18 protein-coding genes and 1 rRNA gene are annotated in these 17,675 nt (G+C 46.6%); all 19 read left to right on the top strand.

Annotated features, from left to right (window positions below):
- Positions 1 to 26 precede the first annotated feature (26 nt).
- Positions 27 to 764 carry a vWA domain-containing protein gene (locus G9F50_RS18720; protein ID WP_060561974.1) on the top strand — a complete coding sequence of 246 codons (738 nt, stop codon included), beginning with the start codon at positions 27 to 29 and terminating at the stop codon, positions 762 to 764.
- The gene (locus tag G9F50_RS18715; protein WP_060561973.1) at positions 730 to 1,731 is read left to right on the top strand and encodes a protein kinase domain-containing protein; all 1,002 of its coding nucleotides are present in this window, start codon (positions 730 to 732) and stop codon (positions 1,729 to 1,731) included. Before G9F50_RS18720 ends, G9F50_RS18715 begins: the two co-directional genes overlap by 35 nt.
- Before the next feature lie 104 nt (positions 1,732 to 1,835).
- Positions 1,836 to 3,254 (top strand): tRNA lysidine(34) synthetase TilS, encoded by a 1,419-nt coding sequence (tilS, locus tag G9F50_RS18710; RefSeq protein ID WP_060561985.1) that lies wholly within the window; start codon positions 1,836 to 1,838, stop codon positions 3,252 to 3,254.
- Complete coding sequence (hpt, locus tag G9F50_RS18705; protein ID WP_004264611.1) at positions 3,251 to 3,790, top strand: hypoxanthine phosphoribosyltransferase; 540 nt, start codon at positions 3,251 to 3,253, stop codon at positions 3,788 to 3,790. Before tilS ends, hpt begins: the two co-directional genes overlap by 4 nt.
- Positions 3,791 to 3,887: 97 nt before the next feature.
- Positions 3,888 to 5,807 (top strand): ATP-dependent zinc metalloprotease FtsH, encoded by a 1,920-nt coding sequence (gene ftsH, locus G9F50_RS18700; RefSeq protein WP_060561972.1) that lies wholly within the window; start codon positions 3,888 to 3,890, stop codon positions 5,805 to 5,807.
- A gap of 148 nt (positions 5,808 to 5,955) precedes the next feature.
- Positions 5,956 to 6,732 carry a type III pantothenate kinase gene (locus tag G9F50_RS18695; RefSeq protein ID WP_013350777.1) on the top strand — a complete coding sequence of 259 codons (777 nt, stop codon included), beginning with the start codon at positions 5,956 to 5,958 and terminating at the stop codon, positions 6,730 to 6,732.
- Between the two features lie 10 nt (positions 6,733 to 6,742).
- On the top strand, positions 6,743 to 7,618 hold the full coding sequence (gene hslO / locus G9F50_RS18690) for an Hsp33 family molecular chaperone HslO (RefSeq protein ID WP_014304205.1): 876 nt from the start codon (positions 6,743 to 6,745) through the stop codon (positions 7,616 to 7,618).
- Between the two features lie 45 nt (positions 7,619 to 7,663).
- Complete coding sequence (locus G9F50_RS18685; protein ID WP_060561971.1) at positions 7,664 to 8,554, top strand: peptidyl-prolyl cis-trans isomerase; 891 nt, start codon at positions 7,664 to 7,666, stop codon at positions 8,552 to 8,554.
- Positions 8,555 to 8,629: 75 nt separating this feature from the next.
- Positions 8,630 to 9,556, top strand: a complete 927-nt coding sequence (gene cysK / locus G9F50_RS18680; protein WP_004264603.1) for a cysteine synthase A — start codon at positions 8,630 to 8,632, stop codon at positions 9,554 to 9,556.
- Between the two features lie 167 nt (positions 9,557 to 9,723).
- Entirely contained in the window at positions 9,724 to 11,136 is a 1,413-nt protein-coding gene (pabB, locus tag G9F50_RS18675; RefSeq protein WP_039062456.1) for an aminodeoxychorismate synthase, component I, read from the top strand.
- Positions 11,137 to 11,151: 15 nt separating this feature from the next.
- Positions 11,152 to 11,739: an aminodeoxychorismate/anthranilate synthase component II gene (gene pabA / locus G9F50_RS18670; RefSeq protein ID WP_015239033.1), complete on the top strand. Its 588-nt coding sequence runs from the start codon at positions 11,152 to 11,154 to the stop codon at positions 11,737 to 11,739.
- Positions 11,736 to 12,620, top strand: a complete 885-nt coding sequence (gene pabC / locus G9F50_RS18665; RefSeq protein ID WP_060561970.1) for an aminodeoxychorismate lyase — start codon at positions 11,736 to 11,738, stop codon at positions 12,618 to 12,620. Before pabA ends, pabC begins: the two co-directional genes overlap by 4 nt.
- The gene (gene folP / locus G9F50_RS18660) at positions 12,601 to 13,458 is read left to right on the top strand and encodes a dihydropteroate synthase (RefSeq protein ID WP_060561969.1); all 858 of its coding nucleotides are present in this window, start codon (positions 12,601 to 12,603) and stop codon (positions 13,456 to 13,458) included. Before pabC ends, folP begins: the two co-directional genes overlap by 20 nt.
- Positions 13,451 to 13,813: a dihydroneopterin aldolase gene (gene folB / locus G9F50_RS18655; protein ID WP_003150671.1), complete on the top strand. Its 363-nt coding sequence runs from the start codon at positions 13,451 to 13,453 to the stop codon at positions 13,811 to 13,813. The genes folP and folB overlap by 8 nt, the downstream gene beginning before the upstream one ends.
- On the top strand, positions 13,810 to 14,313 hold the full coding sequence (gene folK, locus G9F50_RS18650) for a 2-amino-4-hydroxy-6-hydroxymethyldihydropteridine diphosphokinase (RefSeq protein ID WP_007409947.1): 504 nt from the start codon (positions 13,810 to 13,812) through the stop codon (positions 14,311 to 14,313). The genes folB and folK overlap by 4 nt, the downstream gene beginning before the upstream one ends.
- Positions 14,265 to 14,474 carry a helix-turn-helix domain-containing protein gene (locus G9F50_RS18645; RefSeq protein ID WP_043020639.1) on the top strand — a complete coding sequence of 70 codons (210 nt, stop codon included), beginning with the start codon at positions 14,265 to 14,267 and terminating at the stop codon, positions 14,472 to 14,474. The genes folK and G9F50_RS18645 overlap by 49 nt, the downstream gene beginning before the upstream one ends.
- A 21-nt stretch (positions 14,475 to 14,495) precedes the next feature.
- Positions 14,496 to 15,497 (top strand): tRNA dihydrouridine synthase DusB, encoded by a 1,002-nt coding sequence (gene dusB / locus G9F50_RS18640; protein WP_007409948.1) that lies wholly within the window; start codon positions 14,496 to 14,498, stop codon positions 15,495 to 15,497.
- Between the two features lie 89 nt (positions 15,498 to 15,586).
- Positions 15,587 to 17,086, top strand: coding sequence for a lysine--tRNA ligase (gene lysS / locus G9F50_RS18635; RefSeq protein ID WP_014416740.1), 1,500 nt, complete (start codon positions 15,587 to 15,589; stop codon positions 17,084 to 17,086).
- 328 nt (positions 17,087 to 17,414) lie between these two features.
- A 16S ribosomal RNA gene (locus G9F50_RS18630) occupies positions 17,415 to 17,675 on the top strand; the annotation flags it as partial.

The following is a 17,675-nucleotide window of genomic DNA, read 5'->3' as shown; positions in this document are numbered from 1 at the left end:
TAATCGTATCACCGGGAGGAATGTATGTGAATAAGGGACATTTAAATCAAGTTCTGCTGATTACAGATGGCTGCTCCAATCATGGTGAAGACCCGATCGCAATGGCGGCTTTCGCCAAGGAGCAGGGGATTACGGTGAATGTTATAGGAATTATGGAAGAAAACGCGATTGACCAAGAAGCAATGAAGGAAGTTGAAGGCATCGCCATGGCCGGAGGCGGCGTCCATCAAGTTGTGTATGCGTCACAATTGTCTCAGACGGTTCAAATGGTGACGAAAAAAGCAATGACCCAGACGCTGCAAGGTGTCGTCAATCAAGAGCTTAAACAAATCTTAGGGAAAAACGTTGAAATGGAAGAGCTTTCTCCTGAAAAACGCGGCGAAGTGATGGAAGTGGTTGATGAACTCGGCGAAACGGTTCATCTGCAAGTGCTTGTGCTGGTTGATACGAGTGCGAGTATGGCGCCGAAACTGCCGACGGTGAAAGAAGCGCTGATCGATCTTTCCATCAGTTTAAATTCCCGGGCCGGGCAAAATGAATTTGCCATGTGTATATTTCCCGGGAAAAGCCAGGAAGTTGAGCTTGTGCTGAATTGGACGCCGAAGCTTGAATCCCTTTCTGCACTTTTTGTGAAGCTGTCGACCGGCGGTATCACCCCTACGGGCCCCGCTATCCGGGAAGCGACGCAGCAGTTTGAGAGAATCCGCTCAAGAAGGAGCATGTTGGCAGATGATGAACGACGCTTTAACGAGTTTGGCATGTAGTCTGGCACCGGGGACGGCAATTCAGGGCAAATGGAACGGCAAATCCTACAGATTGCTCAAACAGCTTGGAAAAGGGGCTAACGGTATTGTATATCTGGCAGAAGCATCAGGCGGACAGGTCGCTTTGAAAATAAGCATCGACAGCATGTCTGTTACCTCTGAAGTGAATGTCTTAAAATCCTTTTCAAAGGCCCGGTCGCAAACGATGGGGCCTTCTTTTTTTGATGCGGACGACGCGTTTATTCCGCAGCTGAATAAAAATGTCTCTTTTTACGTGATGGAGTACATAGAAGGGCCGCTTCTTCCGCAATATATCAGCAGTAAGGGAACAGAGTGGATTCCGGTGCTGATGGTGCAGCTTCTTTCCAGCCTGTCAGTCCTTCATCAGCAAGGGTGGGTTTTTGGCGACCTCAAACCGGACAATCTCATTGTAACCGGACCACCGGCTGCCATCCGCTGCATTGATGTAGGGGGAACGACAAAACAAGGCCGCGCGATTAAAGAGTATACGGAGTTTTACGACAGGGGCTATTGGGGGTATGGAACAAGAAAAGCAGAACCATCCTATGACCTGTTTGCTGTCGCAATGATCATGATCCACTGTGTCCAGAAGAAAGAGTGCAAAAAGTCAGGACAGCCGAAAGAACAGCTTCGTTCTATCATTGAAGGCCACCCGTTTCTGAATAAGTATAAGAAGGTTCTGTTTTCTGCTTTAAACGGCCAATATCCGTCTGCGGAAGCCATGAAGCATGACATCCTGACGGCGGGGCAGAGCGCCGGGAGTAAAAGGAAAGCCGCCGCCAAGCCTAAGCCGCCGCAATCAAAACCGCGGCAGGGCACTGTATCTCAAACGCGGTATAAACCTAAACAAAAACCCGCAAAGCACAATGGTTTGTTTGAAACAACACTTATTTTAATCAGCGTTCTCGCCCTTTATTTCGCTTACATCGTCTTTTTTCTCATCTAATGCCGGCCGGACGCCTGCGCTCATGCTTCTTCTTTGCTTGGAGGGAATGAAAGTGATAGGATATGTATATCTTTAAAAAACCTGCTCATTGTGAGGGGGACATTGTGAAAAGCGTGGAAGATTTTTTCAAAACATATCATCTTCAGGCGGAGGGAGAAACGATTATTGCCGGGGTCTCCGGAGGCCCTGATTCAATGGCGCTTCTCAGTATGCTGAATAAGCACTTCGGGCATTCTTCCGTTATCATAGCGGCGCATGTCGACCATCAGTTCAGGGGTCCTGAATCTGAAGAAGATATGAAGTTTGTGCAGTCATATTGCGAAGCGGAACACATCCTCTGCGAAACGGTACAGATTGATGTTTCTGCATACGCAAAGAAGAATAAGCTGAACAAGCAGGCTGCCGCGCGTGATTGCAGATATCAGTTTTTCGAAGATCTGATGGCAAAACACCAAGCGAAGTTTTTGGCGCTGGCTCATCACGGCGATGACCAGGTTGAGACAATGCTCATGAGGCTTGCGAAAGGTACGCTCGGGGCAGGGCTCGCGGGAATGCAGCCCGTCCGCGAATTTGCATCCGGCTGGCTGATCAGGCCTTTCCTCTATGCGGAAAAGGATGAAATCCTAGAATACTGCCGTCAAGAAGGGCTCAGCTACAGAACGGATGAGAGCAATGCAAAAGACGATTATACAAGAAACAGATTCAGAAAGACCGTGCTTCCTTTTTTAAAACAAGAATCACCTGACGTTCATAAAATGTTTCAAAAGGTGAGTGAAGCACTGACAGAAGACGAACAATACTTGCAGTCATTAACGAAAGAACGAATGAATAAGGTTATTACAAGCAAGTCTGACACATCGGTTGAAGTCGATTCCTCTCAATTGCTTGCCCTTCCGATACCTTTACAAAGAAGAGGAGTTCAACTAATATTAAACTATCTTTATGAAAACGTTCCATCGTCGTTTTCCGCCCGCCACATACAGCAGTTTCTTGAATGGGCGGAAAATGGAAGCGCCTCGGGAGTGCTTGATTTTCCGAAAGGGCTGAAGGTGGTCAAATCATATCAGACATGTTTGTTTACATTTGAACAATGGCAATGTGAAAAGGTTCCCTTTGAGCTGCAGCTGCAAGGAGCGGAAGGCGAGACTGCTGTTCTCCCCAACGGCTTTATGATAGAGGTGGCCGATCAGGCTGACCCTCATATCAAAAATGGGAATGCTGTTTTTATGACAAGCAGAAATAAGGTGCAATTTCCTTTAACAATCCGGACGAGAAAAATCGGCGACCGGATTAAACTTAAAGGGATGAATGGCTCGAAAAAGGTAAAAGATATATTTATTGATCATAAACTGCCTCTGCGGGATCGGGACGAATGGCCGATTGTAACGGATGCGAGCGGTGAAATTATCTGGCTGCCTGGCTTGAAAAAATCCATCTTTGACGATCTTGTGATTTCAAACAGTGACCGCATTGTATTACAATATAGACAGCATGAAAAGTGTAGGGGGCAAGCATTAACATGAAACAGGATATCGAAAAAGTGCTGATCTCAGAAGATGAGATCCAGCAGAAAGTAAAACAGCTTGGAGAACAATTAACAAGCGAGTACAGCGACACGTTTCCGTTGGCAATCGGTGTGTTAAAGGGAGCGCTTCCTTTTATGGCTGATCTTATAAAGCATATTGATACATATTTGGAAATGGACTTCATGGATGTATCAAGCTACGGAAATTCCACGGTTTCTTCCGGAGAAGTCAAAATCATCAAAGATTTGGATACATCTGTAGAAGGCCGGGACATCTTAATCATTGAAGATATTATCGACAGTGGGTTAACCTTGAGCTATCTCGTAGAACTCTTCCGATATCGTAAAGCGAAATCAATTAAGATTGTTACCCTGTTGGATAAACCAAGCGGAAGAAAAGCGGACATTAAAGCAGACTTCGTAGGCTTTGAAGTTCCTGACGCGTTTGTTGTGGGTTACGGACTTGATTATGCCGAGCGCTATCGCAATCTGCCTTACATCGGAGTATTAAAACCGGCGATTTATGAAAGCTGATCGGCTGCCTGCTTCCGAGATGGTTATCGGTTGTATTGGAATGATTTTCTATGGTACTATTGAACATAGTTGTGCTTACTGTGGGAGGAGGTAAGGAATGAATCGGGTCTTCCGTAATACCATTTTTTATTTACTTATTTTATTAGTAGTAATCGGGGTTGTGAGTTACTTCCAGACCTCAAACCCGAAAACAGAAAATATGTCGTACAGTACGTTTATCAAGAACCTCGATGAAGGGAAAGTTGATAGCGTATCGGTTCAGCCTGTCAGAGGTGTTTATGAGGTAAAAGGACAGCTGAAAAAATACGACAAAGACCAGTACTTTTTAACACATGTTCCTGAAGGAAAAGGAGCAGACCAGATATTTGACGCAATTAAAAAGACGGACGTAAAAGTTGATCCCGCACAGGAAACAAGCGGGTGGGTGACGTTCTTAACGACGATCATTCCGTTTGTCATCATCTTTATTCTGTTTTTCTTCCTGCTCAATCAGGCTCAGGGCGGCGGCAGCCGTGTCATGAACTTCGGCAAGAGCAAAGCGAAGCTGTATACGGAAGAAAAGAAACGCGTGAAGTTTAAAGATGTAGCCGGCGCGGATGAGGAGAAACAGGAGCTCGTTGAGGTTGTTGAGTTTCTGAAAGATCCCCGCAAATTCGCCGAGCTTGGCGCCAGAATCCCTAAAGGCGTGCTGCTGGTCGGACCTCCGGGAACCGGTAAGACATTGCTTGCGAGAGCCTCAGCCGGTGAAGCTGGCGTTCCTTTCTTCAGCATCAGCGGATCTGACTTCGTTGAAATGTTTGTCGGTGTCGGTGCTTCCCGTGTGCGTGATTTATTCGAAAATGCGAAAAAGAATGCGCCTTGCCTGATCTTTATTGATGAGATCGACGCGGTAGGACGTCAGCGCGGCGCCGGTCTTGGCGGCGGGCATGATGAACGCGAACAGACGCTGAACCAGCTGCTTGTTGAGATGGACGGTTTCAGTGCGAATGAAGGAATCATTATTATCGCTGCGACAAACCGTGCGGACATTCTTGACCCTGCATTACTCCGTCCGGGACGTTTTGACCGTCAGATTACGGTAGACCGTCCGGATGTCATCGGCCGTGAAGCCGTATTGCAGGTGCATGCGAGAAACAAACCGCTTGATGAGACGGTGAACTTAAAAGCAATCGCTTCAAGAACACCTGGTTTCTCAGGCGCGGATTTAGAAAACCTTCTTAACGAAGCGGCACTCGTTGCTGCCCGTCAAAACAAGAAGAAAATTGATATGCGCGACATTGATGAAGCAACGGACCGTGTCATTGCGGGTCCTGCGAAGAAGAGCCGCGTCATCTCGAAAAAAGAACGCAATATCGTGGCGTACCACGAGGGCGGTCACACCGTTATCGGACTTGTGCTGGATGAAGCCGATATGGTTCATAAAGTAACGATCGTTCCGAGGGGGCAGGCGGGCGGATACGCGGTCATGCTTCCGAGAGAAGACCGTTACTTCCAGACAAAACCTGAACTTCTCGATAAAATTGTCGGTCTTCTGGGCGGACGTGTTGCGGAGGAAATTATCTTCGGCGAAGTCAGCACGGGGGCTCACAATGACTTCCAGCGGGCAACGAACATTGCCAGAAGAATGGTGACAGAGTTCGGTATGTCAGAAAAACTCGGACCGCTTCAGTTCGGTCAATCTCAAGGCGGTCAAGTATTCTTGGGCCGGGATTTCAACAATGAGCAAAACTACAGTGATCAGATCGCTTACGAAATCGATCAGGAAATTCAGCGCATCATTAAAGAATGTTATGAGCGTGCGAAAACCATCCTGACTGAAAATCGCGATAAGCTTGAATTGATTGCTCAGACATTGCTTGATGTGGAAACATTAGATGCGGAACAAATCAAGCATCTCGTGGATCACGGAAAACTCCCTGAGCGCAATTTCTCAGATGACCATCTTCAAAAAGACGATGTGAAAGTAAACATCCTGTCTAAAACAGAAGAAGAAAAGAAAGACGAGCCGAAAGAATAGTTCGCTTTCTGATATGAAAACCGCCGGCGTATACCGGCGGTTTTTTTACTGGTTTCGTTTTGTTTACAAAAGAGCCGCAGATCGTGTATGGTATTGTAGAATGTTGAAAATGTTATGATTAGAAACTATTCAAAAGTGGTGATAGAGGTTGTTACTGGTTATAGATGTGGGGAACACCAACACCGTGATTGGTGTATATCATGATGGGGAACTAGAATATCATTGGCGCATAGAAACGAGCAGGCACAAAACAGAAGACGAATTCGGCATGCTGCTCCGCTCCTTATTTGAACATTCCGGATTGATGTTTGAACAGATTGAAGGGATTATCATCTCATCCGTAGTGCCGCCGATTATGTTCTCTTTAGAAAGAATGTGCACAAAATACTTTCACATCGAGCCGCAGGTTGTCGGCCCGGGAATGAAAACAGGTTTAAATATAAAATATGACAATCCGAAAGAAGTGGGAGCTGACAGAATCGTCAATGCCGTTGCGGCGATTCAGCAGTATGGCGGCCCCTTAATTGTTGTTGATTTCGGAACGGCGACGACGTATTGCTACATCGATGAAAACAAACAATACATGGGCGGCGCGATTGCTCCCGGCATTACAATTTCAACGGAAGCGCTGTACTCACGCGCGGCCAAGCTTCCGAGAATTGAAATCGCCCGACCGGACAATATCATCGGCAAAAATACGGTAAGCGCCATGCAGTCCGGCATCCTTTTCGGCTATGTCGGACAAGTTGAAGGCATTGTAAAGCGGATGAAATGGCAGGCCAAACAAGAACCGAAAGTCATTGCGACAGGGGGGCTTGCGTCATTAATCGCAAACGAATCAGACTGTATTGATATTGTTGACCCGTTTCTTACTTTAAAAGGGCTGGAAATCATTTATGAGCGAAATCGCGTGGGTCACGTATAGGAGGTAAACGATGGATTATTTAATTAAAGCAATTGCATATGACGGTAAAGTGCGGGCTTATGCAGCCAGAACGACAGACATGGTAAATGAAGCGCAAAGAAGGCATGACACGTGGCCGACGGCATCAGCCGCAATCGGCCGGACGATGACAGCGTCTCTGATACTCGGAGCGATGCTTAAGGGTGAAGATAAGCTGACAGTCAAAATAGAAGGCGGCGGCCCGATCGGAGCCATTGTCGCAGATGCGAACGCAAAGGGTGAGGTAAGAGCATACGTATCAAACCCGCACGTTCATTTTGACCTCAATGAACAAGGGAAACTGGATGTCAGACGGGCGGTCGGAACTGACGGAACACTCAGTGTCGTAAAAGATTTGGGCTTGCGTGATTATTTTACGGGACAAGTAGAGATTGTCTCGGGTGAACTCGGTGATGACTTCACGTATTACCTTGTTTCTTCTGAACAAGTCCCTTCATCTGTCGGCGTAGGTGTTCTAGTAAATCCTGATAACACGATTCTCGCTGCGGGCGGGTTCATCATTCAGCTTCTTCCGGGGACTGATGAAGAAACCATTTCAACAATTGAAAAGCAATTATCTCAAATCGAACCGATTTCAAAATTGATTCAAAAAGGCCTGACACCGGAAGAAATCTTAGAAGAAGTTCTGGGTCAAAAACCGGACGTTCTCGAAACAATGCCGGTCAAATTTCACTGTTCTTGTTCAAAAGATCGATTCGAAACGGCCATTTTAGGACTAGGCAAAAAAGAAATACAAGATATGATAGAAGAAGACGGAAAAGCCGAAGCGGTTTGCCATTTTTGTAATGAGAAATATTTATTTACAAAAGAAGAACTGGAAGAGCTTCGTGACGAAACAACCCGCTAGCTCTTTAGCGGGTTGTTCTATTTTGTAAAAGGGATGGGGTAGATTTTGAAATCGAGAACACTTTTGACGATTATTGTAGCGGCGCTGTTGGTATGCAGTGTAGCAGTGGCGTATAAGTTAACAAAATCCCAAGCCGCGGGGTCATCTGAAGAATCCATCGCGACAATCGGTGATAAACATATCACACGGCAGGACTGGATGAAAAAGATGGAAGACGAGTACGGAAAATCAACTCTGGAAGACATGATTAATGCACAAGTAGTGGAAGAGCTTGCGAAAAAGAATAAACTCACAGTTTCAAACAGCGAATTGGAGCGGGAATTTCTTTTAATCAAAGCGGTGAATAATTCATTTTATGAAGACAGCCATATTACCGAAAAAGAATGGAGAGACCAGATCCGCTACAACATTCTTCTTGAAGAACTGCTGACGAAGGACATCGATATATCGGATAAGGAAATGCAATCATTTTATAATAAAAATAAAGAACTGTACCATTTCGATGATTCCTACAGAATCAGGCACATTGTCGTCAAAAACAAGGAAGAGGCGGACAGGGTGCTTGCTGATTTGAAAGGCGGTTCCAGCTTTGAAGCCGTCGCCGCTGAGCGTTCCACGGACAGATACACGTCTCAGTATGGCGGAGACCTCGGCTTTGTGACAGAAAACCAGGAAAATATCCCGCAGGCATATATCACAGAAGCTAAAAATCTCAAAGAAGATGAGTGGTCCGCTGAACCGATTAAAGTTTCTTCAGGATATGCCGTCATTCAGCTGAAAGAAAAGCTTAAAGCGAGAACTTTCTCATACAATGAAGTGAAGAGCCAAATCAGACGCCAGATCGCGATGGATCAATTAGGTGACAAGGCGACAGTCAAAACGCTGTGGAAAGAGGCGGGGGTCTCTTGGTTCTACGGGGAAAAAAGAACTAAATGATTGACAAAAAATTTTGAAATTGATAACTTATATTTATAATACCAATAAATTTAGTCGGAAATTGAGGTGTCCAACATGGTGCGTATTGCAAATTCTATTACTGAACTAATCGGAAATACTCCTATTGTGAAATTGAATCGCCTGACGGATGAAAACAGTGCAGATGTATATCTGAAGCTTGAATACATGAATCCGGGCAGCAGCGTAAAAGACCGTATCGGAGCGGCGATGATTGAAGCGGCTGAAAAAGAAGGAAAATTAAAAGCCGGCGACACAATCATTGAACCGACAAGCGGGAATACAGGGATCGGTCTTGCGATGGTGGCAGCGGCTAAAGGTCTCAGAGCCATTCTCGTTATGCCTGATACAATGAGTATGGAACGACGCAATCTGCTGCGCGCATACGGAGCGGAGCTTGTGCTGACTCCCGGCGCAGAAGGAATGAAGGGCGCCATTAAAAAGGCGGAAGAACTTGCGGAGGAACACGGATACTTTGTGCCTCAGCAATTCAACAATGCGGCAAACCCGGAAATTCACCGCCAAACGACGGGGAAAGAAATCGTAGAACAGTTTGGTGACGACCAGCTTGATGCGTTCGTGGCCGGAATCGGTACCGGCGGAACCATCACGGGAGCGGGCGAAGTGCTGAAAGAAGCATATCCATCCATCAAAATCTATGCGGTAGAGCCGGCGGATTCTCCGGTTCTTTCCGGCGGAAAACCGGGCCCGCATAAAATTCAGGGTATCGGAGCGGGATTTGTCCCTGAAACATTGAATACGGACATCTATGATCAGATCATTCCCGTCAAAAACGAGGATGCATTTGAATATGCCCGTAAAACGGCAAAAGAAGAAGGGATTCTCGGCGGCATTTCTTCCGGAGCGGCCATTTACGCGGCACTGGAAATCGCGAAAAAATTGGGGAAAGGCAAGAAAGTGCTTGCGATCATCCCTAGTAACGGAGAACGTTACTTAAGCACACCGCTTTATCAGTTTGAATAGAGACATACACACGGCTCCCGGCTGTATCCGGGAGTTTTTTTGTGCCTGAAGCATCGGAAATCCAAAAAACGTTTCGAATTTTATGGTTGGAAGTGAAATTCACTTTTTTCACCAGTGTGATTGCTTTAAAATAAAACTACAGTAAAACGAAGCAGAGGATTGATATGATGGCACAACGCAGACCGGCAGGAAGAAAAATACCTTTTACGAAACAAGCATTTTTACAGCGATATGAAAACCTTTCGAAATCGAGAAAACGGCATGTTCTGCTCGAAAGCGCGAGAGGGGGAAGATTCAGTATAGCCGGTCTAGATCCGATTGCGTCCGTCAGAGGGAAAGACGGAATTACAACGATCAAGCATGAGGGGGAAACACTGTTTAAAGAAGGTGACCCGCTGCGGGCCTTTCATGAATGGTTTGGAACGCTCGGAACGGAAACAAACGTTGAGTTTCCGGACTTTCAAGGCGGTGCGATTGGTTTTATCAGTTACGACTACGCCCGATATATTGAGAATTTTAAGATGCTGTCGTTAGATGATCTGGAAACACCTGATATTTACTTTCTTGTTTTTGATGATGTGGCCGTTTATGACCATGAGGAAGAGGCGTTATGGCTCATTACCCATACTGAAGCGGAAGAAGCGGATCTTGCGGAAGAAAAGCTGTCCGGCTTAGAGGACATGTGGTGTTCCCTCCAAACGGCGGACAAGCCTTTTTCACCGCTGAATCGGAATGGGGACGGATCGTACGCCGCTCCGTTCACTGAGGAAGGATTTTCACAGGCTGTAGAACAAATTAAACAATATATCGCGAGCGGCGATGTGTTCCAGGTTAATTTGTCCATCAGGCAGTCTCAGTCCTTATCCGTTCATCCGTATGAGGTGTATAAACACTTGAGAAACGTCAATCCGTCTCCTTACATGGCCTATCTCGAGACACCGGGGTTTCAAGTGATATGCGGGTCGCCGGAGCTATTGGTGACAAAGAAGGGGAAGAAGCTTGAAACGAGACCGATCGCGGGTACGCGTTCAAGAGGAAAAGACGATGCTGAAGACAAGGCTTTGGCTGATGAATTAATTCACAACGAAAAAGAACGTGCGGAACACGTCATGCTTGTTGATCTTGAGCGCAATGACCTCGGGCGCGTATCGCGCTACGGCTCCGTGCGGGTTAACGAATTTATGGCGATCGAAAAGTATTCCCACGTCATGCATATCGTGTCAAACGTACAGGGAGAGCTGCAGGACGGATATGACGCGACAGACATTATTCATGCGGTGTTCCCGGGGGGCACCATCACGGGAGCGCCCAAAGTGAGAACGATGGAAATTATAGAAGAGCTTGAGCCGACAAGACGGGGGCTTTATACTGGATCTATAGGCTGGTTCGGATTCAACGGAGATTTGCAGTTTAACATTGTGATCCGGACGATCTATGCAGCCGGCGGACATGCTTTCATGCAGTCCGGAGCAGGAGTGGTCATTGATTCGGTTCCGAAGCATGAATACAAGGAATCGTTCAAAAAAGCTTTTGCAATGAAAAAGGCGTTAGAGCTGAGCGAAGAAGAGACAAAAAATTAGACGAGGTGAGCAGAGATGATTTTAATGATTGACAATTATGATTCATTTACGTACAACTTGGTTCAATATTTGGGTGAGCTCGGGGAGGAACTGATCGTCAGACGGAATGACGAGATTACAATTGAGCAAATTGAAGAGCTGGCACCGGATTTCTTAATGATTTCACCCGGGCCGTGCAGTCCTGATGAAGCGGGGATCAGCCTCGAAGCGATCAAACATTTTGCCGGCAGTGTTCCTATTTTCGGCGTATGTCTCGGACATCAGTCGATTGCGCAAGTATTCGGCGGCGACGTCGTCAGAGCGGAGCGGCTCATGCACGGCAAAACGTCAGAAGTTATGCATGACGGACAGACGATTTTTAAAGGGCTGCAAAATCCGCTTGTCGCCACCCGGTACCATTCACTTATTGTCAAAGCGGACACGCTGCCGGATTGTTTTACGGTATCCGCTCAAACCAAAGAAGGAGAAATTATGGCAATCCGCCATAATGAGCTGCCTGTTGAAGGTGTTCAGTTCCATCCGGAATCCATCATGACCTCCTTCGGCAAAGAGATGCTCAGAAACTTTATAGAGACACACCGCAAAAAGGAAGTGACGGTGTGATTATATATTTGAATGGTCAATATATAGAGGAGAAAGAAGCGGCGCTTTCTCCTTTTGACCATGGTTATTTGTACGGGATCGGCGCGTTCGAGACGTTCAGGCTTTACAGCGGCCGGCCGTTTCTGCCGGATGCGCATGTCGCCAGGCTCAACAGGGCGCTTCGGGATCTGCAGATTGCATATGAGGTGAACAAACAGGAGCTGCTTGATATGCTTCGGAGACTGTTGCTCCTCAATGACATCAAGGACGGCAGCGCGCGTGTCCGGCTTAACATCTCGGCAGGCGTCAGCGATAAAGGGTTTGCCGCGCAGACTTATGAAAAGCCGACCGTCCTTTGTTTCGTCAACCGGCTCAATCCGGAAACTCTGCCTGTTCAAAAAGAAGGCAGGCTTCTCTCTATCAGGAGAAATACGCCTGAAGGATATTTCCGGTTAAAATCCCATCACTATTTAAACAACATGTATGCTAAACGGGAGATCGGGAATGATCCCAATCTTGAAGGCATTTTCCTGACCGGAGAAGGAGATGTCGCGGAAGGCATTGTCTCCAACGTGTTTTGGCGAAAAGGAGACAAGGTCTTTACGCCATCCTTGGATACGGGGATTCTCGATGGTGTAACGAGACAGTTTGTCATTGATGAATTGAAACGGCAGGGGACAGAAGTCACCGAAGGCCGATTCCGTTTTCAATCAATGCTTGAAGCGGATGAAGCATGGTTGACAAACTCCGTGCTTGAAATCATCCCGTTTTCTAAAATAGAGGAAGTGCCGCTGCCCGGAGTGAGCGGAAAAACGGTGCAATTGCTCCGTAATCAGTATCAGCAGGAAATAAACAAAATGAATGTACAGGAGGAGGAACAAAATGGCGCAGCAAACAATTGAACAGCCTAAACTGATTCATACAAAAAAAGGCGCTCTTTCCTATAAAGAGAAGACGCTCGTTATGGGGATATTAAATGTAACGCCAGACTCCTTCTCTGACGGCGGCAAATACGACAGTACGGAAAGGGCGCTTCTGCATGCGGCGAAGATGGCTGAAGAAGGGGCGCATATCATAGATATCGGCGGCGAATCGACAAGACCCGGCGCATCACTCGTGTCGGCTGATGAGGAAATGTCACGAGTCATCCCCGTCATAGAGCGGATCACAAGCGAGCTGGACATTCCGCTTTCAATCGATACGTACAAAGCGTCCGTGGCAGACGAAGCGGTCAAAGCGGGAGCCTCTATCCTTAATGACATCTGGGGGGCGAAAGGTGATCCTGACATGGCGTCAGTAGCCGCCGCACACGGGGTTCCGATTATCTTAATGCATAATCGCATGGAAAGAAACTACAACGATCTTATTCCTGATATGCTTGCAGACTTGATGGAAAGCGTAAAAATTGCCGCAGAAGCCGGCGTCACAGATGAAAACATGATTCTGGATCCGGGGATCGGCTTTGCGAAAAACTATGAGGACAATCTGGCTGTCATGAACAAGCTGGAGGTGTTCAGCGGGTTAGGTTATCCGCTGCTCCTGGCGACATCGAGAAAAAGGTTCATCGGCCGTGTGCTTGACCTTCCCCCTGAAGAACGTGCTGAGGGAACGGGAGCGACAGTATGCCTTGGCATCCAGAAAGGCTGCGACATTGTGAGGGTGCACGATGTCAAAGAGATCGCAAGAATGACTAAGATGATGGATGCTATGTTGAACAAAGGAGGCGCACATTATGGATAAAGTATATGTAGAAGGTATGGAGTTTTACGGATATCACGGCGTGTTCGAAGAAGAAAACAAACTCGGCCAGCGCTTCAAAGTAGACCTGACTGCCGAACTGGATTTGAGCAAAGCGGGAAAAACGGATGACCTCTCTTATACCATTAACTATGCGGAATTGTACAGTGTCTGCCGCGGCATCGTTGAGGGCGAGCCCGTTAATTTGGTCGAGACCCTTGCGGAACGGATCGCAGACACCGTCCTTGAGAAATTTGAGCCGGTGCAGCAATGTACGGTAAAGGTTGTTAAGCCTGACCCGCCGATTCCCGGCCATTATAAATCAGTAGCCATAGAAATGACGAGAAAGAAATCATGAACAATACGGCATATATCGGCCTCGGCTCCAATATGGGCGACCGTGAACATTATTTGCGCCAGGCAGTGGCCATGCTCAGCCGGCATCATGGCGTGACGGTGTCAAAGGTGTCCTCCATATATGAAACAGATCCCGTCGGCTATGAGGATCAAGATCAGTTTCTTAATATGGCGGTTGAAGTGAAAACGTCGTTATCTCCTTTTGAACTTCTTGATGTAACGCAGAGCATTGAAGCTGAATTAGGCAGAACGAGAGAGATTCGCTGGGGACCGCGGACGGCAGACCTTGACATTTTGCTGTATAATCGTGAAAATATTGAAACAGAGCGGCTGATTGTGCCGCATCCGAGAATGTATGAGCGCTTATTTGTCCTTGCGCCGTTAAAAGAAATATGTCCGCAGGCGGATCATATCACGATAAGCGCTGAAACAAACCAAGAAGGTGTAAGAGTATGGAAGCAGAAATCTGGGGTAGGCGAATTCGTGCATTCAGAAAGCTGAAAGGTTATACTCAAGAAGGATTTGCAAAAGCATTAGGTATATCAGTTTCTATTGTCGGTGAAATTGAACGCGGAAACCGATTGCCGTCAGATGCCATCATTCAAGCTGCGGCAGATGTTTTAAATATAAGTGCGGACGAATTGGCCCCGCCTGAAAAATAGACAAATGAAAGGAGGGGAAAAATGTTTAAAATCGGTGATATTCAATTGAAAAACCGGGTTGTGCTTGCCCCTATGGCCGGTGTCTGCAACTCAGCGTTCAGATTGACTGTAAAGGAATTCGGAGCCGGATTGGTATGCGCTGAAATGGTCAGTGACAAAGCGATTCTTTACAACAACGCAAGAACAATGGGGATGCTTTACATTGATGAACGTGAAAAACCGCTCAGCCTTCAGATTTTTGGAGGAAAAAAGGAAACCCTTGTGGAAGCGGCGAAGTTTGTAGATCAAAACACGACTGCTGATATTATTGATATTAACATGGGATGTCCCGTACCCAAGATTACAAAATGTGACGCGGGCGCCAAATGGCTTCTCGATCCCGATAAGATTTATGAAATGGTATCCGCAGTAGTAGATGCTGTTGATAAGCCGGTTACAGTGAAGATGAGAATGGGCTGGGATGAAGAGCACATTTATGCGGTGAAAAATGCCCAAGCCGTTGAACGTGCCGGCGGAAAAGCCGTTGCCCTGCACGGACGCACAAGAGTGCAAATGTATGAAGGCACTGCGAACTGGGATATCATTAAAGAAGTGAAGCAATCCGTCTCCATTCCCGTCATCGGAAACGGTGATGTCAAAACGCCTCAGGACGCGAAACGCATGCTTGAGGAAACAGGAGTTGACGGCGTCATGATCGGCCGGGCCGCACTCGGCAACCCGTGGATGATTTACCGTACGGTGCACTACCTTGAAACCGGTGAGTTAAAAGACGAACCGAAAGTCCGTGAAAAAATGTCGGTATGCAAACTGCACTTAGACCGCCTGATTAAGTTAAAAGGCGAAAATGTGGCAGTCAGAGAAATGAGAAAACACGCTGCCTGGTACCTGAAAGGTGTCAGAGGCAATGCGAATGTACGCAACGAAATTAACCAATGTGAGACGCGTGAAGAAGTTGTGCAGCTTTTAGATGCATTTACCGCCGAAGCAGAGGCAAAAGAGCTTCAAGATGCAAAAGTAGGTTAATATACACCCTCTATTGCTGCTCACTGCCAGCTTACCGCTGGCAGTTTTTCTGCTTTTTCGTGAAATCAAAATGTAACGGAGTGATACCAATGAGTCAAGAAGAGCAAAATCATGAGGAATTGAACGACCAGCTGCAAGTCAGACGAGATAAAATGAACCAGCTGAGAGAAAACGGCATTGACCCTTTCGGCGAACGTTTCGAGAGAACGCATCAATCTCAACAGATCATTGACGCCTACCAGGAGCTTTCTAAAGAAGAACTGGAAGAAAAAGCGATCGAAGTGACCATTGCAGGCCGTATGATGACAAAGCGCGGAAAAGGGAAAGCCGGCTTTGCGCATCTGCAGGACTTAGAAGGTCAAATTCAAATTTACGTAAGAAAAGACAGTGTCGGCGAAGAACAATATGAAATCTTTAAATCTTCAGACCTCGGAGACGTTATCGGCATCACGGGGAAAGTTTTCAAAACAAACGTAGGCGAGCTTTCTGTCAAAGCGACATCTTTTGAACTGCTGACAAAAGCACTGCGTCCTCTTCCTGATAAATATCATGGGTTAAAAGATGTTGAACAGCGTTACCGCCAGCGCTATCTCGATCTCATCGTAAACCCTGACAGCAAACAAACGTTTATCACACGCAGCAAAATCATCCAAGCGATGAGAAGATACTTAGATGACCATGGATACTTAGAAGTTGAAACACCTACGATGCACAGCATACCGGGAGGAGCGTCTGCGCGCCCGTTCATCACGCACCATAATGCGCTCGACATGCCTCTTTATATGCGTATTGCGATTGAACTGCACCTGAAACGCCTGATTGTCGGCGGATTGGAAAAAGTCTACGAAATCGGCCGCGTGTTCCGTAACGAAGGTGTTTCTACACGCCACAACCCTGAATTCACGATGATCGAGCTGTATGAAGCGTACGCCGATTATAAAGATATTATGAGTCTTACGGAAAACCTCGTTGCACATATTGCGCAGGAAGTGCTTGGAAGCACTACAATCCAGTACGGCGAAGAGCAGATTGATCTGAAACCTGAATGGAAACGACTCCACATGGTAGATGCGGTCAAAGAAGCGACAGGTGTAGATTTCTGGAATGAGATGACTGTTGAAGAAGCGCGCGGTCATGCAAAAGAGCATGGTATCGAGATCACAAACTCAATGACGGTGGGTCATATCATCAATGAATTCTTCGAACAAAAAATTGAAGAAACACTCATTCAGCCTACGTTTATTTACGGCCACCCTGTAGAGATTTCTCCTCTTGCTAAGAAAAATCCGGAGGACCCTCGCTTTACAGACCGTTTTGAACTGTTTATCGTCGGCCGTGAGCACGCTAATGCGTTTACGGAGCTGAATGACCCTATCGACCAGAGGGAACGTTTTGAAGCGCAGTTAAAAGAAAGAGAAGAAGGAAACGATGAAGCGCATATGATGGATGAAGACTTCGTTGAAGCTCTTGAATACGGCATGCCGCCGACCGGGGGATTGGGTATCGGTATCGACCGCCTTGTCATGCTGTTAACAAATGCTCCGTCTATCAGAGACGTTTTATTATTCCCTCAAATGAGACAACGCTAATAAAAGGGAAGGCGCCGTTTCTGCTTATCGCAGTACGGCGCTTTTTTAGAAACAAGCCGCTCGTAAAACTTTTTTGATTTTCTTTTAAAAAACTATTGCACTATTATTTGTGAGGTGGTATATTATTATTCGTTGCCGCTAAACAAGGCGCTGACGAAAAAAAGAAATTTAAAAAGTTGTTGACTTCAAGAGATTGATAAGATATAATAATAAAGTCGCTTGAACGAAAGACAAAATGATCTTTGAAAACTAAACAAGACAAAACGTACCTGTTAATTCAAAGTTTTAAATAAATCGCACAGTGATGTGCGTAGTCAGTCAAACTACTTTATCGGAGAGTTTGATCCTGGCTCAGGACGAACGCTGGCGGCGTGCCTAATACATGCAAGTCGAGCGGACAGATGGGAGCTTGCTCCCTGATGTTAGCGGCGGACGGGTGAGTAACACGTGGGTAACCTGCCTGTAAGACTGGGATAACTCCGGGAAACCGGGGCTAATACCGGATGGTTGTTTGAACCGCATGGTTCAGACATAAAAGGTGGCTTCGGCTACCACTTACAGATGGACCCGCGGCGCATTAGCTAGTTGG

It is taken from the genome of Bacillus sp. EKM206B (genome assembly GCF_011066015.1).
In the GTDB taxonomy this organism is placed as follows: Bacteria; Bacillota; Bacilli; order Bacillales; family Bacillaceae; genus Bacillus; species Bacillus velezensis.
The sequence above is the reverse complement of the archived record's forward strand: the minus strand, read 5'-3'. Positions and strand labels throughout refer to the sequence as shown.

Bases quoted from the DNA above. Each gene is read 5' to 3' on its own strand.
- pabA (WP_015239033.1), top strand. From the start codon at position 11,152: ATGATTTTAATGATTGACAATTATGATTCATTTACGTACAACTTGGTT.
- folP (WP_060561969.1), top strand. From the start codon at position 12,601: ATGGCGCAGCAAACAATTGAACAGCCTAAACTGATTCATACAAAAAAA.
- cysK (WP_004264603.1), top strand. From the start codon at position 8,630: ATGGTGCGTATTGCAAATTCTATTACTGAACTAATCGGAAATACTCCT.
- folB (WP_003150671.1), top strand. From the start codon at position 13,451: ATGGATAAAGTATATGTAGAAGGTATGGAGTTTTACGGATATCACGGC.
- hslO (WP_014304205.1), top strand. From the start codon at position 6,743: ATGGATTATTTAATTAAAGCAATTGCATATGACGGTAAAGTGCGGGCT.
- folK (WP_007409947.1), top strand. From the start codon at position 13,810: ATGAACAATACGGCATATATCGGCCTCGGCTCCAATATGGGCGACCGT.
- ftsH (WP_060561972.1), top strand. From the start codon at position 3,888: ATGAATCGGGTCTTCCGTAATACCATTTTTTATTTACTTATTTTATTA.
- pabB (WP_039062456.1), top strand. From the start codon at position 9,724: ATGGCACAACGCAGACCGGCAGGAAGAAAAATACCTTTTACGAAACAA.
- lysS (WP_014416740.1), top strand. From the start codon at position 15,587: ATGAGTCAAGAAGAGCAAAATCATGAGGAATTGAACGACCAGCTGCAA.
- G9F50_RS18715 (WP_060561973.1), top strand. From the start codon at position 730: ATGATGAACGACGCTTTAACGAGTTTGGCATGTAGTCTGGCACCGGGG.
- G9F50_RS18645 (WP_043020639.1), top strand. From the start codon at position 14,265: ATGGAAGCAGAAATCTGGGGTAGGCGAATTCGTGCATTCAGAAAGCTG.
- dusB (WP_007409948.1), top strand. From the start codon at position 14,496: ATGTTTAAAATCGGTGATATTCAATTGAAAAACCGGGTTGTGCTTGCC.
- hpt (WP_004264611.1), top strand. From the start codon at position 3,251: ATGAAACAGGATATCGAAAAAGTGCTGATCTCAGAAGATGAGATCCAG.